We start from the raw sequence: 22293 nt of genomic DNA on the forward strand, positions 1-22293 counted from the left end.
CTCTGGGAGCACCTCCACCCCTCGACGATAGAGCGACTGGACCGATCAGGCTCAGGTGAAGTTGAGCTCACCTGTGCGGGTGCGCTTGAGCTCGAAGAAGTCCTTGTACCCGGCCAGCAGGCGCGAGCCGTCGAAGATGTCGAGCGCGTCCTGGCCACGCGGGATGCTGGTGAGCACCGGGCCGAAGAAGGCCACACCGTTGATGTGGATGGTGGGCGTGCCCACGTCCATGCCAACCGGGTCCATGCCTTCGTGGTGGCTCTTGCGCAGCGCCTCGTCGTACTCGGTGCTGTTCGCGGCCGCCGCGAGCTCGGCAGGCAGGCCGACCTCGGCGAGCGCGTCGAGAATGACCTGGTCGTAGTCCTTACGACCCTCGTTGTGGATCTTCGTACCCAACGCGGTGTACAGGTCGCGCAGCACTTCCTCGCCCTTGGCCTGCGCGGCGGCGATCGCCACACGGACCGGCCCCCAGGCCTTGTCGAGCAGCTCGCGGTACTCCGGCGGGAGGTCCCGGCCTTCGTTGAGAACTGCGAGGCTCATCACCCGGAACCGCAGTTCGATGTCGCGATGCTTCTCCACCTCGAGGATCCATCTGGACGAGATCCACGCGAACGGGCACGCGGGGTCGAAATAGAAGTCGACTGTTGTCTTGTCAGGTGCGCTCATGCCAGGCACAACCGGATCGGCCGTCAACATCTTCCCGACCGGCGTGATTGGATACCGTTGTCAACTTCCAGCTGAACCTGAGGTGATCAGTGGCCGCCCCCAACCTGACCCGTGCCCAAGCCCAGCAGCGCGCCGAGCTGCTCGAAGTCGAGTCGTACGACATAGTCGTGGACCTGACCGACGGTGCCGGCCGGCCAGGAGAGGGCACGTTCGCCTCCCGCACGACCGTCAAGTTCCGCAGCCACGAGACGGGCGCGGACTCGTGGATCGACATCGTCGCCGCGTCGGTCGAGCGGGCCACGCTCAACGGCGTCGAGCTCGACGTGTCGGACTACCGCGAGGACGACGGCATCACGCTGACCGGCCTGGCCGACGTCAACGAACTCGTCGTCGAGGCGCAGTGCCGGTACATGAACACCGGCGAGGGCCTGCACCGGTTCGTCGACCCGGTCGACGACAGCGTGTACCTCTACACGCAGTTCGAGACCGCCGACGCCAAGCGCGTGTTCACGTGCTTCGACCAGCCCGACCTCAAAGCCGTCTACACGCTCACAGTGACCGCGCCGCAGAGCTGGAAGGTCGTCTCCAACTCGGCGATCGAATCCAGCAGCACCGGTGACCAGGGCGCTGTCACGCACGTGTTCGAGACCACCAAGCGGATGTCGACCTACCTGGTGGCGCTCATCGCGGGCCCGTACGCGGAGTGGAAGGACACCTACAGCGCACCGGGCGAGGACGACATCCCGCTGGGCATCTACTGCCGCGCGTCACTGGGTGAGCACCTCGACCACGAGCGCCTGTTCACCGAGACCAAGCAGGGTTTCGCCTTCTACCACAAGAACTTCGGCGTGCACTACCCCTTCGGCAAGTACGACCAGCTGTTCGTGCCGGAGTTCAACGCCGGTGCCATGGAGAACGCGGGCGCCGTCACATTCCTTGAGGACTACGTCTTCCGCAGCCGTGTCACGCGCTACCTCTACGAGCGTCGCAACGAGACGCTGCTGCACGAGATGGCGCACATGTGGTTCGGCGACCTCGTGACCATGCGCTGGTGGGACGACCTGTGGCTGAACGAGTCGTTCGCCACGTTCGCCAGCGTGCTCGCGCAGGCCGACGCGACCGAGTACAAGCACGCGTGGACCAGCTTCGCCAACATCGAGAAGTCCTGGGCCTACCGCCAGGACCAGCTGCCGTCGACCCACCCGGTCGCCGCCGACATCGACGACCTGCAGGCGGTCGAGGTCAACTTCGACGGCATCACGTACGCCAAGGGCGCGAGCGTGCTCAAGCAGCTCGTGGCCTACGTCGGCAAGGACAACTTCCTCTCCGGCCTGCGGGTCTACTTCGCCAAGCACGCCTGGGGCAACGCCACGCTGGCCGATCTGCTCGGCGCGCTGGAGGAGGCGTCCGGCCGGGACCTGTCCTGGTGGAGCGCGCAGTGGCTGGAGACGACCGGCCTGAACTCGCTCAGCCCGTCGTTCAAGGTCGGTGCGGACGGCAAGTTCACCGAGTTCGCCGTCACGCAGGGCGGTGCGAAGCCCGGCGCGGGCGAGCTGCGGACCCACCGTGTCGCGGTCGGTGTGTACGACGATGTGGACGGAAAGATCGTCCGCACGCACCGGGTCGAGGTCGATGTAGACGGTCAGCGCACCGAGATCCCTGAGCTTGCCGGTGTCCCGCGCGGCAAGCTCGTGCTGGTCAACGACGACGACCTGAGCTACTGCACGATGCGGCTGGACGCCACCTCACTGGAGACCCTGATCGACCGGATCGCCGACATCGCCGAGCCGCTGCCACGCACGCTGTGCTGGTCGGCCGCGTGGGAGATGACGCGTGAGGCCGAGCTGAAGGCGCGGGACTTCGTCGCACTGGTCATCAGCGGCGTCGCGGCGGAGACCGAACTCGGTGTGGTGCAGCGGCTTCTGCTGCAGGCGCAGACCGCGTTGTCGTCCTATGCGGACCCGGCGTGGGCGCCGGAGGGCTGGCGGACGCTGACCGAGCGCTTGGTCGAGCTCGTGCTGGCTGCCGAGCCCGGCTCGGACCACCAGCTCGCGTTCGTGTCCTCACTGGCATCGTCGGTGCTGGACGAGGACAAGGTCGCGCTGGTCCGTGGCTGGTTCGACGGCTCGGCGCCGTTGCCCGGCCTGGTCGTGGACACCGACCAGCGGTGGCGGCTGCTGACCACTTTGGTCGCCCACGGCGCGGCCGGTGCGGACGAGATCGCCGCGGAGCTTGAGCGCGACTCGACGGCGACCGGCAAGCGGCACGCGGAGCGGGCCCTGGCGCTGCGGCCGACCGCGGAGGCCAAGGCCGAGGCGTGGCAGCGGGCAGTGCACGACGACGATCTGCCGAACGCCATCAACGAGTCGATCATCGCCGGTTTCTCGCACCCGGGCCAGAAGCAGCTGATCGCGTCCTATGCGGAGCGCTACTTCGAGGACGTCGCCGGGGTGTGGGAGCGGCGGTCCAGCGAGCGCGCCCAGTCCGTCGTGTTCGGACTGTTCCCGGCGTGGCGTGTGGACCACAGCACCGTCGAGGCGTCGGACACGTGGCTGGCCGAGGAGCGTCCGCCGGCGTTGCGGCGTCTGGTGCTCGAAGGCCGTGCCGGGATCGTGCGTGCCTTGGCCGCACGCGAATTCGACCAGCAGGCATGAGAAAACCCCGTGGGGAGTGGCGATCCACTCCCCACGGGGTCTCTTTTCAGTACTGTCAGTGAGCCGGCGTGCCTGCCTGGTCGCACAGCATGCGCAGACCGCTCACCAGGCCGCCGATCAGGTCGCCCTCCTTGAAGGACGCGACCATGCTCATCACGGCCAGCTTGAGGCCGCGGTCGGGCAGACGGCGCGCCGCCTCCTCGCCCGTGACGATCTCGACCACGCGCTGTGCGGGTGAGACAGCGATCAGCACGGAATGGCTCACGTCGCCGCCGGAACCCGCGTGCAGCTGCTGGGCTTCACCGTGGGTGTCCGAACCGAGCTCGCCGAGATAGATGCTGAAGGACAGTCCCGCGGACCGGCTCGCCAGCGTCAGGGCTTCGTCCAACCGGGACAGCTGCACCGGGGTGAACGGCAGCGCGGGCGTTGCCAGCTCGTAGGGACGGGCGACCGACAGGCGGCCGGTCGACGTGACGACTGTGCCTTCCGGCAACTGCGACTCGTCGATCACAGGTCCGGCTTTGACGACCTCACCAGCTGCCACGGGCACCTCCCCATGCGGTCCGCGCATGCTGCGCGGAACCTTCCTGCACCGGAGCCGGCTGCTGCGTGCCGGCCGGGTTCGCGGTCCACCAGACAGGCGGGTAGTCCCAGTCCTGACCCGGGCGGTAGCGGGGCGTCTTGGACGCGCGTTCGCGCAGCGTCAGCAGCGCCACAAGGCCATAGATGGCCCCCGGAATCACCACGAAGACGAGAACTGTCTCGACCAAGCTCACCCGCTAAAGGTAGCCGACACCACTCCACATCGGAGCGCTGACCCCATCCAGCCTCCGGTCGTCCCAGTCACTGGGAGCGCTCCGACCCCGGACAGTCGCATGTCCTGCGGTCTTGGTAACCCATATGCGCCATGTGCTGGCCGCAGTTGTCCCGCGCGCGGCGCATCGCCAGGTGGCGAACGGCCCCATCGGCCGGCAACCGGGCGGTTGGACCGACTTGACGGCTTGCGACTTACCCGCAACCCTCTTCACAATTCACCTGTACGGACCTTGCGAAACCCGCTCACACCACTCTTCTCACGTTTGAGTCACGAGGAGGCCCCGACATGACCACGATGCCGACCGCCGATCAGGCGACCTTCACGGCCCTAGTAGCTGCTCTGTGTGATGGGCAAGCCGAGGGAACCAGGGTTACCGCAGGCACGCGAGTCACTCGCGGCACTCGTGTCACGCGGGGTACCCGCGTCACGGCATGCAGTGAAGGTACTCGGGTCACTGCCGGCACTCGCGTGACCCGGGGCACTCGTGTGACCCGTGAGGGCACTCGCGTCACGGCAGGCACCCGTGTGACCCGTGGAACTCGCGTCACTCGCGAAGGCACCCGCGTCACGGCAGGCACTCGCGTCACTCGCGGTACGCGAGTCACCCGCGGTACGCGAGTCACCCGCGGGACGCGTGTCACCGCGGGCACCCGAGTCACCTGATAGCTACGCCGCGGGTTCGCCCAGGTAAGGCAGCCAGAGCGGATCGGCGTCGGCCACACCGGCGAGCAGTCGCCAGTGCGGGCCACGTGGCGCCGCGGGAACCACCCGCAGCCGCCAGCCCAGCTCGGACAGCAGCTTGTCCGCCTTCTTGTGATTGCATCTCGCGCAGCTGGCGACGCAGTTCTGCCATGTGTGGGGACCCCCACGACTGCGCGGCACGACATGATCGATAGTCTCCGCACGACCGCCGCAGTAAGCGCATCTGTAGCGGTCGCGGTGCATCAAGCCAGCACGCGTCAACGGCACGCGGCCGCGGTACGGCACGCGTACGTAGCTGCTGAGCCTGATCACCGACGGAATCTCCACACTGGACGTGGCCGAATGCATGACCATCCCAGTCGGATCTCCGTGCACGACCTCGGCCTTGCCGCAGACCACCAGAACGACAGCTCGCCGCAACGGCAGCGCCGTCAGCGGCTCGAACGTGGCGTTGAGTAACAGGACCCTGCGGCGGCCCCAAGGGACCACGGACAGGCCAGTCGACGCCGGGCGTTGGTCCGCAATTGGCGGTTGCGGAGACAGCGCCGCCAGCGCCGCGTTCCCGGTGCCGGTTGCACCGAGTTTCGCGCCGCTGATCGGAGTCGGTTTTCGGTCGAGCACGCGACCACCTCCACCGGGGTGCAAGGCATAGTCGACCACACAACACACCTCTCGCGCACGTGTGTTGACATACGTGTCACGTCTCCGGTTGACGAAACCCCGGTGAACGCCGGATTGACCGCCCAGGCCTAGCCTGGCTGGTGCCCTGGTCCCCCGCCCGAAGATCGGATCGATGAACCCCCTCCTGTCTGAGCCTCCCACCTGCGTGAACGACATCGGCACGCTCTGCCGTACGGTGTTCGAGATGACCGGGAACGCCTGGCTGTCCGGAGCGGTCGGCTGGCTGGCCAACGCCCCGTTACGAATCCTGATCATCCTGGTCGTGGCGTTCGTGGTGCGATTCGTCGTACGCCGCACGATCGACCGGCTGGCCCGTGGCGCGAGCAACGGCAAGACCCCGCGCATCCTGCGGCCGCTCAAGGAGCGGGCCCCGCAGACGATCGGCGCGCTGGTCTCCGAGCGCCGTCAGCAGCGCGCCCAGACCATCGGCTCGGTGATGAAGTCGCTGGTCTCGTTTCTGGTGTGGGGACTGGCGTTCATGCTGATCCTCGGCGAGATCGGGATCAACCTGGGGCCGATCATCGCCTCGGCCGGCATCGTGGGTGTGGCGCTGGGTTTCGGTGCGCAGAACCTGGTCAAGGACTTCCTGTCCGGTGTGTTCATGATGCTTGAGGACCAGTACGGCGTCGGTGACATCGTCGACGTCGGCCCGGCGACCGGCACGATCGAATCCGTCGGTTTACGCGTCACCACGCTGCGTGACGTCAACGGCACGGTCTGGTACGTCCGCAACGGCGAGATCCTGCGTGTGGGCAACTCCAGCCAGGGCTTCGCCGTGGCCGTAGTGGACGTCCCGCTGGGCTACAGCGCCGACATCGAGGCCGCGACCGAGGTCATCAAGCGGATCGTGACCGACGAGACCGGTACCGAGCCGGTGTCCGAGGACGTGCTGGAGCCACCCGAGGTCCTCGGTGTGGACAAAGTCACACCGGAGAGCATCACCGTCCGGCTGACTGTGAAAGTCCGTGCGGGCAGGCAGTGGGCAGTACAGCGGGCCCTGCGCGCACGGATCATCCCGGCGCTCGAGGAAGCCGGTATCGAGCCGCCCCTAGGCCGTCTCTACGGCCAGAAGTAGGACAATGGTGACGTGACGCAGGCGCAGAGCTTCTACCAGGCCGTAGGTGGCGAGGAGACCTTCCGCCGGATCGTCGCGCGGTTCTACGCCGAAGTGGCGGCCGACGAGATCCTCCGGCCGATGTACCCGGAACAGGACCTCGGTCCCGCCGAGGAACGGCTGCGGCTGTTTCTGATCCAGTACTGGGGCGGGCCGCACACCTACTCCGACAACCGCGGCCACCCCCGGCTGCGGATGCGGCACGCGCCGTTCCAGGTCGGCCCGATCCAGCGCGACGCGTGGCTGCGGTGCATGCGCGTCGCGGTGGACGAGGCGGGACTGTCCGAAGAGCACCGTGCGCAACTGTGGAACTACTTGGAGATGGCAGCCAACAGCCTGGTCAACAGCTGGGTCTGAACTCTCTTCTCGTCCAGCACCAAACCGGCCCTCCGCGATGGCAGGATGTCCCACCGTGCAAAGAAATGCCGACGGGAAATGGTGGCAGCACGCCGTTTTCTATCAGGTCTACGTCAGATCGTTCGCCGACTCGGATGCCGACGGTGTCGGTGACCTCGACGGAATCCGTTCCCGGCTGGGCTATCTGGAACTGCTCGGCATCGACGCGCTCTGGCTGACCCCGTTCTTCACCTCCCCGATGGCCGACCACGGCTACGACGTGGCCGATCCGCGGGACGTGGACCCGGTTTTCGGCGATCTGGCCACATTCGACCAACTCGTGGCCGAGGCGCACGAGCGCGGGATCCGGGTGACGATCGACCTGGTGCCCAACCACACCAGCGACCAGCACCCGTGGTTCACCGCCGCGATCGAGGCCGGGCCGGGCTCGCCGGAGCGCGACCGGTACTTCTTCCGTCCGGGTGCCTACCCGCCCAACAACTGGACCAGCGTCTTCGGCGGCTCCGCGTGGAGCCAGCTGCCCGACGGCGACTGGTATCTGCACCTGTTCGCGCCCGAGCAGCCGGATCTGAACTGGGCGAACCCGGACGTGGTCGCGGATCTGGAACGGACCCTGCGGTTCTGGCTCGACCGCGGTGTGGACGGGTTCCGCATCGACGTGGCGCACGGCATGGCCAAGCCCGAATCCTTGCCGGATATGGACATTTCGGTCCCCGAGGGCGCGGGCATCCTGCACGACAACGCCATCGACCCGCGTTTCGACAACGACGAGGTCCACGAAGTCCACCGGATGATCCGCAAGGTCCTGGACGCCTACCCGGAGACCATGGCGGTCGGCGAGATCTGGGTGAAGGACGACGAGCGGTTCGCCCGGTACATCCGGCCCGACGAGCTGCACCTCGGCTTCAACTTCCGGCTCGTGGCGGCGGATTTCGACGCCGACGCGGTACGCACGGCGATCGACAGCTCCCTGCACGCGGTCAACATGGCAGGCGGGACGCCCACTTGGACGCTGTCCAACCACGACGTGGTCCGGCACGTGACCCGTTACGGCGACGGCGAACTAGGCGAGCGACGCGCGCGGGCGATGACGTTGGTGGAGCTGGCCCTGCCGGGCACGGTCTACCTGTACAACGGCGAGGAGTTAGGCCTGCCCACGGTCGAACTGCCCGAATGGGCCCTGCAGGACCCGATATGGGAACGCTCAGGGCACACCGAGCGCGGCCGCGACGGCAGCCGGATTCCTGTTCCCTGGGAAGGCGACGAGCCGTCGTACGGCTTCTCCGGGACATCGAGCACATGGCTGCCGATGCCACTGGAATGGGCGCGCTTCACGGTGGAGGCCCAGCTGGAGGACGAGGACTCGATGCTCTCGCTCTACCGGCACGCCCTCGAACTGCGAAAGACACACGCGGCTTTCTCCGGCACCGAGGTCGAGTGGTACGGCGCGCCTGCCGGATGCTTCGCCTTCCGCCGCAAGGGCGGTGGCCTGATCTGCGCGCTGAACACGTCGGCGGCACCGGTTCCGATCCCGCCGGGTGAGGTCCTGCTCACGAGCCACCCGCTGGTGGACGGCCAGCTGCCACCGGACGCGGCCGTCTGGCTCGTCTAGGCGCGACGCAACGCGTATCGCCCCGGGGCTGGGTCGAGTGACGTGGTGCGGAGGTTTTTCACGGCGGTGGCGGCCAAGGCGATCACTGCATATACGGCGTATGCATTGACCGTCCAGGCTTCTTCCCAGGCCCACCAGTGGGGCGCGATCACGAACAGCGCAGCGCCGGTCACCGCGAGCAGGCGCATGCCGTTCATGGCGAATGCCGGCACGATCAGTACGCACCAGACCCAGTGGTGCGACCATGAGATCGGCGAGACCAACAGCATTGCGAGGGAGTTGACCGCCAGCGCCAACGCCGGTTCACCTCGCATTCCGATTACCGCCAGCACCACGACCATCGCCGCGAACAGCGGCCATAACTGAGCGCCGTCCATTCGGGTGAGCACACCCATGATCGACTGATTCGCCACGAAATCGACGCCGACTTTCTCCCCCGTGTGCAACACCTCGTTCGTCCAGAAGCCGATCGACTCCTTGGGGGCCACGAGAAAACCGAGCACCGTGGCGGCCAGGAATGCCCCCGCGGCGGTCAACGCCGCTCGATTGTCACGCCTGAGCAGGAAGAACAGCACGAAGGCGGCCGGGGTCAGTTTCACCGCCGCGGCCAGTCCGACCAGCACACCCCTGGGCCAGCGGGGCTTGGGAACCAGGCAATCGGCGACGACCAATGCCATCAGAATGACATTGATCTGGCCGTAGTCCAGGGTGGACCACACCGGCTCGGCCACAAACGCCAGCGGGACGAGCGCGAGCCAGCGGCGGGACAGCCCGAGGGAATCGAGCACGATCGAGAGCGTCACCACCACCAGTGCGACTGTCAGCACTGTCAGCGCGATACTGGCCACCGGAAAGGAAACCACTGCCAAAGGCGTCATCATTACCGCCGCTATCGGCGGATAAATGAACGGCAGGGAAACACCGATCGCGGTGTCCGGGAGTTCTCCGTACAGGTCACCGCCGGCCAGCCACGTCTGCATACCGATTCGGTAGACGTCCAGGTCCAGCCGGTAGATGTCGGCCACCAGCACGAACCAGGCCACGCAGCACAAGACGGCCACGGCCGTGAGAACTCGCATGGACCATATCTACCGGGTCGACGATAGCACGGCGATAAGCGGGACCTTTATGTGGAATTTATCGCACCGCCTGTACATACTGGTCGCATGGGGAAAGGGGGACCCGTCCATGCGGGTGCTTGTCGTCGAGGACGAGGAGATACTCGCCGACGCCATCGCCGCAGGTCTCCGGCACATGCACATGGCCGTCGACGTCTGTTACGACGGTGACGCGGCCATGGAACGCGTCGTCATGCACCGTTACGACGTGGTCGTTCTCGACCGCGATCTGCCGAAGGTGCACGGTGACGAGATCTGCCGGCAGATCGTGTCGACTGGTGGCGAGACCCGTGTGCTGATGCTGACCGCCGCGGCGAGCATTCGTGACCGTGTCGACGGTTTGGGGCTCGGCGCCGACGACTACCTCACCAAACCGTTCGCGTTCGCCGAACTCGTCGCGCGTGTGCAGGCGCTGAGCCGGCGGACCCAACGCGCGTTGCCGCCCGTGCTGGAGCACTCCGGTGTCCAGCTTGATCCGGCTCGCCGGTACGCCTCCCGCGACGGCCGGCCGTTGTCGCTGTCCCCCAAGGAATTCGCCGTGCTCGACGTACTCATGCGTGCCGCCGACGGAACGGTTGTCAGCCCGGAAGAGCTCCTGGAGAAGGCATGGGACGAGAACGCGGATCCGTTCACGAACACGGTGCGGGTGACCATCATGACGCTGCGCCGCAAGCTCGGCGAGCCACCGGTGATCCACACCGTGCAGAGCGCCGGATACCGCTTCGGTTCCTGACCGGGGGCCCGATCTCGTTGCGTGGCCGCGTCGCCATCGCGTGTGCCGTCGCGTTCGTACTCGGGTGCGTCCTGGCTCATCCCGGGTTCACTGTCCTGCGCACTCTGATGATCTCGTTCACGCGTCAGTGCTCGGCGCCGGAGTACTGGGACCCATGCCCTATTCCCTATGACGGGACCGCCAGGACGTGGGTGATCGTCGCTTTTGTCGTAGTGATCGCGCTGATCGTCTGGTTCCTGCGGTTCTGCGCGAGCCGGTCGCTGCGTCCGCTGCACACGATGACGAGCACTGTGCGGCAACTGGGCCCGCAGAACCTGGGCCAGCGGATCCGGCGGGGCGGCGCGAACGACGAGTTGCGTGTCCTCTCCGATTCGGTCGACGAGATGCTCGACCGGGTGGTCGTCGGTTTCGAGGGGCAGCGACGGTTCGCGTCCAACGCCTCCCACGAGCTGCGTACGCCGCTGGCGGTGCAGCGCACACTGGTCGAGGTGGCGATGGTGACCGGTGGCGACGACCAGGAGATCAACCGGCTCGGCGCGCAACTGCTGCTGGTCAACGAACGCAACGAGCGCCTGATCGAAGGCCTGCTCGTGCTCGCGGAAAGCGATCGAGGGCTGCCGGGGACCGTGCCCGTCCGGCTCGACCAGCTCGCGAGCGAGGTGCTCGACTCCTACAGCGAACTGGCCGCGGAACGCGGGCTGACCGTTCGCCGGGGCATGGTCGAACGCACCGTGCAGGGCGATCCGGTGCTCCTGGAACGGATGATCAGCAACCTGCTGCACAACGCGATCAAGTACAACGACCCCGGCGGCTGGATCGAGGTCGTGGTGGCCGGGCAGCCGGCGATCTCGGTGCACAACAGCGGCCAGGCCGTGCCCGCCGAAGCGGTCTCCTCGCTGTTCGAGCCGTTCCGGCGGCTGACCGCGGAACGCACGAACCACCGCGACGGCGCCGGGCTCGGCCTGTCGATCGTCCGGTCCATCGTCGCGGCCCACCAGGGCGCGATCTCGGCGAAACCTGGCGAGGACGGAGGTCTGCGCCTGGACGTGCACCTGCCGTCGGCCTAGGAGCTTCCTGAGCCCATGTCCATCCCGCCGGTGTCGACCGTGTCTGAGTCATCTGTGACGGCGTCATAGACGTACAGGCCCGCAGCGAGTGCGGCGGCGCCGCGCAGACCGTCACCGAGACGGGTGTGGCGCAGCTGCTGCACCTCTTGCGGCTGAGGAGCGGGCGGGCGCGGCTCCGGCCATGGCTCAGGCTCGGGGAACGTCTCAGCGAGCCAGTCCTTGGCCGGATCTTCCTCCGGCTTGGCAGGTGTGTCGCTCATGCCCCCACAATGCACCCTCCGGTGCCCTCATGACCTCTACAAGAGTCAAACGAGCAGAGGAAGCAGCGCGTGCCTACGCCTTACGACCGCGCCGAACCGGGCGTCGATGCGTAGCCACGAGTCGGTTGCTGTCACCCGCACACGCTCGTCCGGGCCTTCGTTGCCGATGAACCCCATGCCCGACATGGCGAACAAGCAGCGCAACGGCACTTTGATCTCCATGCCCTCGCTGCTGACCGTCAGCACGGTCTGATCCAGCAACGACGCGGGCGGCGTGCCGTGCGGGCCGACGTTCTCCCGCGCCACCGACAGGCCCTTGTCGGCCAGCGACGACACGACCTCGGCCGGCAGCTGGTCGATCACCTGCCAGCCCTGCCCCGGCGGCAACGCGGAACGCCACATCAGATCCCGTGGCAGACCGGGATCGACCGTCTCGCCGCGCACGATCGCGAGCGCGGCGAGCAGCTCGTTGCCGGAGACCGTCACGTCGTCCGGGCGCATAGAGCCACGGACGGTCCGGGTGGCCAGCACGTCGAACGGCGTGGCCACCCAGGCGTCGATCAGGTCAGTGCTGTCGTTGTTCAAACCACGACGGGCCCGCAGACGGACGACAGAGTCGCCCTCCAGCCGGACGGCCCGGGCGACGAACGCGCCCAGGTCGTCCCGCTCGTGCGGGTCGGCAAAGGTCAGTTCAGACACTCTCTTCGCTCCCCGAGCGCCACCCGGCCAGGAAGTCGCGCTCCGCCTCGGTCAGCCGGCGCGGCCGCTCGTTCACCAGATCGTAGGGCGCCAGCGTGACATCCGCGACCACGCCGATCTTGTCGTTCTCTGAAGGTCCACAGTGGACCTCTTGGTGGATGGTGAAATCCGCGACCCGCATCCGGGTGATGGTCAGACCCACCCGGAACGGCTCGCCGTTGACGAACAGTGGCGCGTTGTAGACCACTTCCAGCTTTGCCACGACGAGGCCACCGTCGACCATGCCGGCGCCGTGCCGCGCGCCTTCGCCGTAGATCAGTTGCAACCGGGCTTCCTCCAGCAGCGTCACCGTTTGCGCGTGGTTGACGTGCCGGTATGCGTCCATATCGGACCAGCGGGGCCAGACCGAGGCGTAGTAGACACCCAACGCGTACCTCCGTATGTCAGCGGATCATGCTGCGAATCTGGCGTGCCGCGACCGACAGCATCGCGAGGTCCATCCGGCTGGCCGCACCGGCCAGCTCGTCGAGTGCCGCCCGCGCGCGGCCGAGCCGGGACGCGTTCGCCTTCTCCCAGTTCTCGATCTTCTGCTTGGCCGTCTGGCCCGGATCGCTGTGCTGCAGGGCATCCAGCGTGATCGACCGCAGCGACGAATAGACGTCGTCCCGCAACGCCAGCCGGGCCAGCGCGTGCCAGCGGTTGCCGCGCTCCAGCCCGCTGATGAACGTCAGCACCTGGTCGACGTTCAGGTGGTCGGCCAGGGCGTAGTACAGCTCCGCGGTCTCGACCGGGCTGCGCTCCATGTCCATGCCGCCGTTCTCGCGATCGGCGAGCTCGGCCACCTCGATCACGTCCAGCAGGCCATAGGCGTCCAGCAGGCCGCTGACCCGGGTGGCCAGCTGCTCCGGCACGCCGTTGGACACCAGTTCCTGCGTGTCGCGGACGACGGCTTGCTTGGCCTCGCCGTGCAGCAGGTCCGAGACCGTCGGCGCGATCTGCTTGACCACCTTGGAGAACCGGTTGATCTCCGCACCGACCGCCAGCGGCTGGGGCCGGTTGGACAGCAGCCAGCGCGAGGCCCGGTCCAGCAGACGCCGGGTCTCCAGCACCATCTTGTCGGCGATCTCGGTGGGCACCTTGTTGTCCAGCTCGTCGATCTGCCGCCAGATCTCCGGCAGGTCGTACACCCTGGTCACGATCGCGAAGGCACGCACCGAGTCGGTGGCCGAGGCGTTGATCTCCTCGGCCAGCCGGAACGGGTACGTGATCCCGGCGCCGTCGATCACCTCGTTGGCCAGCAACGTGGTGGTGATCTCGCGGCTGAGCGGGTGCGCGGAGATGGCGTCCGGGAAACGGTCCCGCAGCTGGCTGGGGAAGTACTCCGGCAGCCGGGCGGCGAACACGCTCGCGCTGGGCAGGTCGCTGGCGAGCAGGTCCTCCTTGAGGCCCAGCTTCACGTGCGCCAGCAGCGACGCCAGCTCCGGCGAGGTCAGGCCCTGGCCGGCCTTCTCCATCTCCTTGAACTTCTGCACCGACGGCAACGCCTCGAGCTCACGGTTGAGGCCGCTGTTCTGCTCGAGCTCGGTGACGAGACGCGCGTGCACCGACAGCATCGGCCCGGCGTGCGCCCGGCTGACACCCATCACGGCGTTCTGCCGGTAGTTGTCCATCAGCACCAGGTCGCCGACCTCGTCGGTCATCTCCGCCAGCAGCTCGTTGCGCTGCTGCCCGGTCAGATCGCCCGCGGCCACCAGGTGGTCGAGCAGGATCTTGATGTTGACCTCGTGGTCGGAGCAGTCCACACCCGCGGAGTTGTCCAGCGCGTCGGTGTTCACCTTGCCGCCGGTCCGGGCGAACTCCATCCGGCCGCGCTGGGTCAGGCCGAGGTTGCCGCCCTCGCCGACCACCTTGACCCGCAGGTCCTCGCCGTTGACACGGATCGCGTCGTTGGCCTTGTCACCGACTTCGGCGTGCGACTCGGTGGACGCCTTGACGTACGTGCCGATACCGCCGTTCCACAGCAGGTCGACCGGTGCCAGCAGGATCGCCTTCATCAGCTCGAATGGCGACAGCTTCACCGTGCCCTCGGGCAGCCGCAGCACCTCGACGGTCTCCGGGCTCAGCGGAATCGCCTTGGCCGAACGCGGCCAGACACCGCCACCCGCACTGATCAGCGAGCGGTCGTAGTCGTCCCACGAGGACCGCGGCAGGTCGAACATCCGCCTGCGCTCGGCGAACGACGACGCCGCGTCCGGGTTGGGATCGATGAAGATGTGCCGGTGGTCGAACGCGGCGACCAGCCGGATGTGCTCCGAGAGGAGCATTCCGTTGCCGAAGACGTCACCGGACATGTCACCGACGCCGACGACCGTGAAGTCCTGGGTCTGGGTGTCCACGCCGAGCTCGCGGAAGTTGCGCTTGACGCTCTCCCACGCGCCCTTCGCGGTGATGCCCATGGCCTTGTGGTCGTAGCCGACCGAGCCACCCGACGCGAACGCGTCACCGAGCCAGAAGCCGTAGCCCTTGGCGACTTCGTTGGCGATGTCGGAGAACGTCGCGGTGCCCTTGTCCGCGGCGACCACGAGGTAGCTGTCGTCACCGTCGTAGCGCACGACGTCCGGCGCCGGGATCGTCTTGCCCGCTTCGAGGTTGTCGGTCACATCCAGCAACCCCGAGATGAACATGCGGTAGCAGGCGATGCCCTCGTTCATCTGCGCCTGACGGTCCAGGCCGGGGTCACCGGTCACCGCCGGGGGCCGCTTGACCACGAAGCCGCCCTTCGCGCCGACCGGCACGATCACGGCGTTCTTCACCGCCTGTGCCTTGACCAGGCCGAGCACCTCGGTGCGGAAGTCCTCGCGGCGGTCGGACCAGCGCAACCCGCCACGTGCGACCGAGCCGAACCGCAAGTGCACGCCTTCCACACGCGGCGAGTACACGAAGATCTCGAACCGCGGCCGGGGCTGCGGCAGATCCGGGATCGCCTGCGGGTTGAGCTTCAACGCCAGGTACGGACGCGGGTTGCCGTTCTCGTCACGGACCCGGTAGTTCGTGCGCAGCGTCGCGTTGATCAACGTGAGCAGGCTGCGCAGGATCCGGTCCTGGTCGAGGCTGGTGACCTCGTCGATCATCAACGTGATCTCGTCGACCTGGGCCTTGATCGCAGCTTCCCGGGTGTCCTGGTCGCTGTTGACGTCGAACCGCGTCTCGAACAGCTTCACCAGCGCCGTGGCCACGACGGTGTGCCGCAGCACGGTGTCCTCGATGTACTCCTGACTGAACGGCGTACTCGCCTGACGCAGGTACCGGGAGTACGCGCGCAGGATGGTGGCCTGCCGCCAGCTGATGCCCGCGCGCAGGACAAGGGCGTTGAACCGGTCGACCTCGGCGTCACCGCGCCAGGCGGCGGTGAACGCGTCCTGGAACTGGGTGCGGACCAGGGCCAGTTCCTCGTCCGAGCGCTGCTCGAGGACCTTCGCGTCGATCCGCAGGCCGAAGTCGTAGATCCACCAGTCGGCGCCACCTTCGTTGCGCAGTTGGTACGGGCGCTCGTCGATCACCTCGACGCCCATGTGCGACAGCACCGGTAGCACCTGCGAAAGCGTGATGCCGTCGCCGCACAGGAACAGCTTGAACCGGCGCTCCCCCGGCGCGGCGTCGGCCGGGACATAGAACTGGATGTCCATGTCGCCGACGTTGCCCAGGGCCTGCAGGCGGCGCAGATCCTGCAACGCCACGACAGCCGAGAAGTCCTCCTTGTAGGCCTCCGGGAAGACGTAGGCCAGGCGCTGGCCCTGCTGCGTCGCGGACTCGGTACCGATGCTCGCGCCGCCCGCGGCCTTCTCACGCTGCTCGGCGTCGACGGCCTCGGCCATCCGGTCTTCCCAGCTGCGGATGGCCGCGGCGAGCCGCTCCTGGATGCGGGCGACGTCCGGCTCGATCTGCTGTGCCGGATCGGTGTGCACGGTGAAATACACCTGGGCCAGGGAGAACTCGCCGATCCGGGCGTTGTACTCCAGGTTCGAGCCGCCCAGCTCGTCGATCAGCACTTCCTGCATCGCCAGGCGCGTGGTCGTGGTGTACCGGTCACGCGGCAGGAACACGAAGCACGAGTAGAAGCGGCCGTACGGGTCGCGGCGAAGGAACAGCCGCAGCCTGCGCCTGTCGGCGAGCGCGATCACGCCGGTCGCGGTGGCGTACAACGACTCCGCGGTGGACGAGAACAGCTCGGCCCGCGGCCAGTTCTGGATCACCTCGAGCATCCGCTGGCCGGAGTACGACTCCAGCGGGAATCCTGCCTCGTGGATGACCTCACGCACCCGGCGTTCCACGACGGGGATGTCCAGCACGTTCTCGTGCAACGCAGTCGTGGTGAACACGCCGAGGAACCTGTGCTCGCCGGTGACGTTGCCGTCCTGGTCGAACGTCTTCACGCCGACGTAGTACGGGTACACCGAACGGTGCACAGTGGACGGTGCGCTCGCTTCGGTGAGTACAAGGAGCTTCGGCGCCAACGCCGACGCGACTACCGAGTCCGGCCCGGCAGTGAGGCTGCGCGCGGCGAGACTGTCCTGCCGCAGGACACCCAGGCCGCTCGCGAGCACGGCCTTCAACGCGGGGTCGTCGCCGTTCTGGCCGACCAGTTCGTACTGCCGGTATCCGAGGAACGTGAAGTGCCCGTCGGCAAGCCAGCGCAACAGCGCGGCGCCGTCCTCGACCTCAGTGTCCGGCAGCGGAGGCGGTGTGGCTTCCAGCGCATCGGCCAGGGCGTTGGCCTGGCTGCACATCTTGGCCGCGTCCTCGACGACCTCGCGGACGTCGTTGAGTACCGAGTACAGACCCGTGGAGATCTCCCGGCCCCGGTCCGGGTCGGTGATCAGGTCGATCTCGATGTACATCCAGGACTCCACCAGTGCGTCCGCGGGTGGGTCGCCCGGATCGGCGGTCGGCAGGACCTCCCGGAGCGCACCAGCCACATCCCTGCGCACCACAACGATGGGGTGCACCACACGTTGGACCTGAACGCCGCTGCGGACAAGTTCGGCGGATACCGATTCGACCAGGTAAGGCATGTCATCGGTCACGACCTGCACGACTGTCGCCGAGGTCGTCCAACCGTCGACCTCCGCAGTCGGGTTCACCGGCCGCACCACGGGCCGGCCCGGCACCCGTTGCCCGGCCAGGTCAAGGTGCGTGCGCACGGCGCCGACCAGATCGGCGGGCGCGAAATCGATGACCTCCTCCGGCGGGACATACCGGTAGTAGAGGCGGATCAGGTCGGCAATCTCCGGGGCCGATCCCGCGGCGGTGGCCACCAGCTCGTCCCTGAGTTGCTCAGGGGTGGCCGCAGAGGCCTTCGCCGCGGTCGCTTCCGGATGGGACTGGACTCCAGTCGAGGTCATGTTCTCCAGGCTCCACGCTCGTCGGCACCCTGTACGGCACGTCGTTGTGCCTGTTTGCTGTGCCAGCTGCGGCCTAACCCTAGTTGGGCGGACGGAGCAGCCAAGTAGCCACCGGCGGGACTTGAGAATCATTTAGGGGGCTTTAATAGCCTGTCTCACGCCTCACGGCGGGGGTTCTCGTCGGCGACCCGGCCGGCCGCGTCGTCGTATGCCGACAGAACGTCTTCATCCGGATGCTCCGACGTTGACGCTTGGTAAGCCACAAGCGCCTCGGCGAGCAGATCGGCCAGCTTGACGTCGGTCTTCTCCCGCCGCCGCATCCGGCTGGGCCGCCCCGCACTTTCAGGTGAACTCTCCGGCCCGGCAGGCGGATCCCGCGGCTCAGCGGGCTCCGGCGGAAGCCCGGCCCGCTCCTGCCCATCAAGAACCGAAGCCCAGCGCCGCCGCCGCGCCTCCTGCGGATCCTGTGGCTTCGGTTCCGGCTGGGGCTGTTGCTGTTGCTGAGGCTGGGGCTGGGGCTGTGCCTGTGACTCGGGCTGGGGCCTCGGCCTGGGACTCGGCCGCCGTTCAGGCGCGGGGCTGGGCTGCTCAGGCTCCAGTACCCGGCTGGCCCTCGATGGAAATTCAGCCGGTGCATCCGGCGGCTCCGGCATCCGGCGGCGGCCGCCTTCGGAGTCCGAGCCGGCCGACTGGCCTTCGGGCTGCAGCACCCGGCCCCACCCCGACCAAGATTCACCCGGTACATCCGGACGCCCTGGACCGCGGCGGACCGGCTCAGCTTCCAGGCGGCCCGACGAGTCTTCGGGCTCCGGCATCCGGCGCCGGCCGGTGGGGAGCTGGGAGTCGTCGGGCTGCTCATCCTGGTCAGGCATGCGGCGGCGACCGGGTCGCTGTCCGTCGACAGCAGCCGGGGCGTCGAAGTTCTCCGGCATGCGACGACGTCCCGTCGGAGGCGCGGAATCCGGAGCCTGTGGCACCTCAGCCGCAGGCCAGGCACGTTCCCCAGCCTCGTTCACCGGCTCAACAGGGACGCGGCCAGGACCCGACGAGGGCTCGAGATCATCATCCGCCAGTGCCCGGCGACGGCCCGGCCGCTGATTCGCCTCAGGCTCAGCAGCCGGCTGGGCCGCAGGCCACTCAATGCCGGCATCGCTGTCGAAGTCGACATGATCGCTCGGCCCGACGTCCGCGACTACAGGCTCATGGCCTCGATCCGGGCCGGCCGGAAAACCGGCCGACAGATCAACATCCGAATACGCCGAGACATCCCGCCGACCCAAATCACGATCCAGGTCCGTGGGGAAGCTGGGCTCGCGGTCTGGGTCTGGGCCGGCTGGGAAGGCGAGAAAGCCGGCTGGCGGATCGATGTCTGGGTGCGTTGGGACATCACGCCGGGCTGGCTCGCGTTGCGGATCTGGGCTGGTCGGGAATGCGGGGTGGCTGGGCGGCGGGTCGATGTCCGGGTGTGCGGGGGTGCCGCGGCGGCTCGGTTTGGGGGCTGGGTCCGGATCTGGGTCTGGGCGGCGGCCCGGCTGGGGGTCTGTGTCCGGGTTGGGGACCGGGGGGATGTCGGGAGTGTCTGGGGGGACTGGGATTTCTTCTGGGTCCGGGATGTGCGGGATCGAGGCGCGCGGGATCGGGTGGGCCAACGCCTCTTCGGCCGCGGCCAGGATTTCGTCACTTGTGCTCGCGTATTTCGAGCTCGCGGACTCGCCCCTGGAAGGCTCGCCATAGCCCGCGCTTGATGTCGTGTTGTAGGGCGAGTCCGGGGTGGCTGGGCCGGGTTGGGTGTAGTCGGTGGATTGATCTGGGGCGAACGAATCCGGGGCGCGACGGCGGCCGCCGCTGCCGCGGGTTATGTCCAGGCGGTCCAGGACTGAGCGGCCGGTGTCGGCGGTGTCTGTCATCGATGCGGTCGGCGCAGGAGCCGGCATGCCAGTCGGTGCGTCGGTCGACACGGCAGCCAATGTGTCGGTGGATGCGGGGGCCGCGTCGTGGTGCGGTGGCATGTCGGGTTCTTCGGTGGGCGGCCACTGCGACTCTTCGATGGGGGCCCACTGGGTGTATTCGGGTAACGGGAATCCCGCCAGGTACTCGGCCATCTCGGGGTCGGCCGGTTCGGGGCCGTCGTGGGAGGTCTGGGCGTACTCCTGCATGTAGGTGTAGCCGCTGTCCTCGGGGGGCAGGTCGTAGACGGGCTCGATGGACTGCCAGTCCGGCTGTTCGTCGTGGCTGTCCTGTTCGGTGGCGGTGAGGGCCTCACGGGCGGCGGTCAGCAGGGCGTCCTCGCTGGTGCCTTCCTGGTACTGGGCAACGCCTGTGCTCACGCTGACTCCCCTGGCCGGGTCGGCGGGGTCCCAGTCTGAAGTGGACATTGTTTCGCGCAGGCTGGCGGCGAACTGTTCGGCTTCGTCGCGGGTGGTGTCGGGCAGCAGCACGGCCAGCTCACCCTCCTCGGGACGGACCAGCTCGGCGTCGTCCGGGGCCATGTCGCGGACATGGTCGGCCAGGGAGTTGAGCACGTCCGGGTCGAACTCGGGCATGCGACCGGCACGGTCGATGGCCTTGATCAACGCGGCGCTGAACCGGTCGGTGCTGTCCGGGTCGGTGCCACGGGACTCGATTCTGCGCGGCTCTGGTTGTGGATCGGGCTCGTTCTGTTCGAGCCGGACGAGAGTGAGCGCGGTCGGCCGTGCTTGGCGACGGGCTGCGGCCAGCCTGCGGCGCAGGCCCTGCCTGTTGAGCAGGCCGGTTTCCTCGTCGCGTTCCTCGGCCGCGCCCGGATCGGGCCATTGCGGTTGCGAGCTGTCCGCAGACACAGCCGACACGGCTGGCTCGTCGGCTGTGCTGTCTGTATTGGCAGAGGCCAGCTCGGACACGGCTCGGTCGGCAGCCACCCGGTCGGCGGCGGACCACTCGACAGGTGCGCGGCGGCGCCCGCCACCGGACGAAGCGGCTGCGGCAACACCGGTGTCCGCGGACCAGTCCGAGGAGGTCTCAGCCGCCTCGGCACGGTCGTGACTTGGCCAGGCCGATGCCACCTGGTCAGACGAGGGCCAGTCCACAGCGGCGTGGTCGGCTTCGATCAGCTCGGACAGAGCCCGGCTCGTGCCTGCCTCCATCGCCGCGCGTTCCCGGGCGACCATCTCCCAGCCGGTCAGCTCGCGGGCCAGGATGTCCTGGCTGCCGATGTCCTCCCCGCCGAGTTCACGGCCGGACATCTCCCGGCTGGCCGCCTCACGGCCATTGCTCTCTCGGCTTGACGTATCCGGAAGAGATCGGGCAGGAGTCCGGACAACGCGCCGCAGCAATGCTTCGGTGTCGTCGGGAAGCCTCGTTCCTGCGCCCAACTCCTCCAGCACGATCAGTCGCGCCAAGGTGTCGGCGCGCAGCCTGCGTTGCTCGGCTGCCCGCGCGGACCGCAGCGAGTTCAGTGCGTCGGTCAGATCGCCGTCGGTTTCCTGGGCGTGTGCCAGCGATGTCAGGACGTCGGCCAGCAGGCCGTCCAGCTCGTGCCGTCGGGCCACTCGCACGATCTCGGCCAGCATGGTGTGCGCCTGCTTGGCGCGGCCCGCAGGCATGTGCACCCGGGTCGCCAGGATGAGCATCAGCCGGCCGATGGCCGCTGCCGAAGTGGCGCGCACCGGATGGGTCAGCGTCTGATCGGCCTGGCCGAGAGCCGCAGCGTCCTCGCCTGCGTCGAGCAGGGCGCTGACCATCTCCAGACCCAGTTCGGCCCGGGCCTGCCCGGAGTCCGTCGCTGGTTCGGTGAGCCCGTCGAGCAGGGTCATGCCCTCTGTGGCTGCCGCGACCGCGCCAGTGGGATTGCCCCACCGCCGCCGGAACGATGCGATCCGCGCACACAGCAGCGCCCGCAACACACGCCGGACATCTGCGGCAAGGCTCTCATCCGCGGCGTACAGCCGGTCGGCTTCCGAGAGCACCTCGTCGATGACCTCACGCCGCCCGGCCTGGGCCAAGCCGGCCACGATCTCCGCCAAGGCACCCGCTCGCACCGAGGGGCGCGCATCACTGCCTTCCAGCATCGGGCGGACCAGGACAAAAGCACTGCCGGCCAAGCCGATCGCACGTGTGCTCGCGGCCAGGTCGACCCGGACCGACCCGGCGAGCTCGCGCTCGCCGGACGATTCGGCCTCCCGCAAGGTGAGCACCGCCGGTTCGACGGCGTCGGCGTGTTTGCCGAGCCGCACCAACGAGGCGACCACGAGGGCGTTGGCGCGCAACGCAAGCATCCGGTCCCCGGCCGCGTCGGCACGCGTTGCCGCGTGCCGCGCGAATACCAGGGCAAGCTCCGGAGCGCGCCATCTCAACCGGTCGGCGGTCGCGACGAGTAGCTCGCCGTCGGATTCACCGCCGCCCGCCCAAGTTCCCCTCGTGCCCGCCGTCACCG

17 protein-coding genes are annotated in these 22293 nt (G+C 68.0%); 7 read left to right on the forward strand and 10 right to left on the reverse strand.

Annotation, left to right across the window (positions count from 1 at the left end; genetic code table 11):
* Positions 1 to 51 precede the first annotated feature (51 nt).
* Positions 52 to 666, reverse strand: coding sequence for a mycothiol-dependent nitroreductase Rv2466c family protein (locus JOF56_RS00995; RefSeq protein ID WP_209633443.1), 615 nt, complete (start codon positions 664 to 666; stop codon positions 52 to 54).
* Positions 667 to 755: 89 nt separating this feature from the next.
* Between JOF56_RS00995 and pepN the strand changes: the two genes are divergently transcribed.
* On the forward strand, positions 756 to 3320 hold the full coding sequence (pepN, locus tag JOF56_RS01000) for an aminopeptidase N (RefSeq protein WP_209633445.1): 2565 nt from the start codon (positions 756 to 758) through the stop codon (positions 3318 to 3320).
* A 55-nt stretch (positions 3321 to 3375) separates the two neighbouring features.
* Here pepN and JOF56_RS01005 read toward each other — a convergent pair whose 3' ends face one another.
* Positions 3376 to 3864: a DUF5130 family protein gene (locus JOF56_RS01005; RefSeq protein WP_209633447.1), complete on the reverse strand. Its 489-nt coding sequence runs from the start codon at positions 3862 to 3864 to the stop codon at positions 3376 to 3378.
* Entirely contained in the window at positions 3851 to 4096 is a 246-nt protein-coding gene (gene ctaJ / locus JOF56_RS01010) for an aa3-type cytochrome oxidase subunit CtaJ (RefSeq protein ID WP_209633449.1), read from the reverse strand. Before ctaJ ends, JOF56_RS01005 begins: the two co-directional genes overlap by 14 nt.
* Positions 4097 to 4422: 326 nt before the next feature.
* On the opposite strand from ctaJ, the gene JOF56_RS57540 reads away from it, so the two are divergent.
* A complete protein-coding gene (locus tag JOF56_RS57540; RefSeq protein ID WP_245378104.1) occupies positions 4423 to 4800 on the forward strand; it encodes a hypothetical protein in 378 nt (125 codons plus the stop codon).
* 3 nt (positions 4801 to 4803) lie between these two features.
* Here JOF56_RS57540 and JOF56_RS01015 read toward each other — a convergent pair whose 3' ends face one another.
* On the reverse strand, positions 4804 to 5364 hold the full coding sequence (locus tag JOF56_RS01015) for an HNH endonuclease (RefSeq protein ID WP_307855764.1): 561 nt from the start codon (positions 5362 to 5364) through the stop codon (positions 4804 to 4806).
* Positions 5365 to 5632: 268 nt separating this feature from the next.
* On the opposite strand from JOF56_RS01015, the gene JOF56_RS01020 reads away from it, so the two are divergent.
* Genes JOF56_RS01020 through JOF56_RS01030 form a run of 3 tightly spaced genes read left to right on the forward strand, consistent with a single transcriptional unit; the run spans position 5633 to position 8603 of the window.
* Complete coding sequence (locus JOF56_RS01020) at positions 5633 to 6595, forward strand: mechanosensitive ion channel family protein (protein WP_209633451.1); 963 nt, start codon at positions 5633 to 5635, stop codon at positions 6593 to 6595.
* A 12-nt stretch (positions 6596 to 6607) separates the two neighbouring features.
* Positions 6608 to 6991, forward strand: a complete 384-nt coding sequence (locus tag JOF56_RS01025) for a globin (RefSeq protein ID WP_209633454.1) — start codon at positions 6608 to 6610, stop codon at positions 6989 to 6991.
* A 37-nt stretch (positions 6992 to 7028) separates the two neighbouring features.
* On the forward strand, positions 7029 to 8603 hold the full coding sequence (locus tag JOF56_RS01030; RefSeq protein WP_209633456.1) for a glycoside hydrolase family 13 protein: 1575 nt from the start codon (positions 7029 to 7031) through the stop codon (positions 8601 to 8603).
* Here the strand turns inward: JOF56_RS01030 and JOF56_RS01035 are convergent.
* The gene (locus tag JOF56_RS01035; RefSeq protein ID WP_209633458.1) at positions 8600 to 9682 is read right to left on the reverse strand and encodes a glycosyltransferase 87 family protein; all 1083 of its coding nucleotides are present in this window, start codon (positions 9680 to 9682) and stop codon (positions 8600 to 8602) included. The two genes, JOF56_RS01030 and JOF56_RS01035, sit on opposite strands and share 4 nt — an antisense overlap.
* A 109-nt stretch (positions 9683 to 9791) precedes the next feature.
* Here JOF56_RS01035 and JOF56_RS01040 point away from each other — a divergent pair, with 109 nt between their 5' ends.
* Entirely contained in the window at positions 9792 to 10454 is a 663-nt protein-coding gene (locus JOF56_RS01040) for a response regulator transcription factor (protein WP_209633461.1), read from the forward strand.
* A gap of 17 nt (positions 10455 to 10471) precedes the next feature.
* Entirely contained in the window at positions 10472 to 11521 is a 1050-nt protein-coding gene (locus JOF56_RS01045; protein ID WP_245378105.1) for a sensor histidine kinase, read from the forward strand.
* On the opposite strand, the gene JOF56_RS01050 is transcribed toward JOF56_RS01045, so the two are convergent.
* The 5 genes from JOF56_RS01050 to JOF56_RS59950 form a co-directional block, all read right to left on the reverse strand.
* Positions 11518 to 11781, reverse strand: coding sequence for a hypothetical protein (locus JOF56_RS01050; protein WP_209633463.1), 264 nt, complete (start codon positions 11779 to 11781; stop codon positions 11518 to 11520). The genes JOF56_RS01045 and JOF56_RS01050 overlap by 4 nt on opposite strands.
* Positions 11782 to 11826: 45 nt before the next feature.
* Positions 11827 to 12480, reverse strand: a complete 654-nt coding sequence (locus JOF56_RS01055; protein ID WP_209633464.1) for a DUF8185 domain-containing protein — start codon at positions 12478 to 12480, stop codon at positions 11827 to 11829.
* Complete coding sequence (locus JOF56_RS01060) at positions 12473 to 12907, reverse strand: acyl-CoA thioesterase (protein WP_245378106.1); 435 nt, start codon at positions 12905 to 12907, stop codon at positions 12473 to 12475. Before JOF56_RS01060 ends, JOF56_RS01055 begins: the two co-directional genes overlap by 8 nt.
* A gap of 16 nt (positions 12908 to 12923) precedes the next feature.
* Positions 12924 to 17882: an NAD-glutamate dehydrogenase gene (locus JOF56_RS01065; RefSeq protein ID WP_209633466.1), complete on the reverse strand. Its 4959-nt coding sequence runs from the start codon at positions 17880 to 17882 to the stop codon at positions 12924 to 12926.
* A gap of 155 nt (positions 17883 to 18037) precedes the next feature.
* Positions 18038 to 22291 (reverse strand): diguanylate cyclase domain-containing protein, encoded by a 4254-nt coding sequence (locus tag JOF56_RS59950; RefSeq protein WP_209633474.1) that lies wholly within the window; start codon positions 22289 to 22291, stop codon positions 18038 to 18040.
* Positions 22292 to 22293 lie beyond the last annotated feature (2 nt).

Source organism: Kibdelosporangium banguiense (genome assembly GCF_017876405.1).
Classification (GTDB): domain Bacteria; phylum Actinomycetota; class Actinomycetes; order Mycobacteriales; family Pseudonocardiaceae; genus Kibdelosporangium; species Kibdelosporangium banguiense.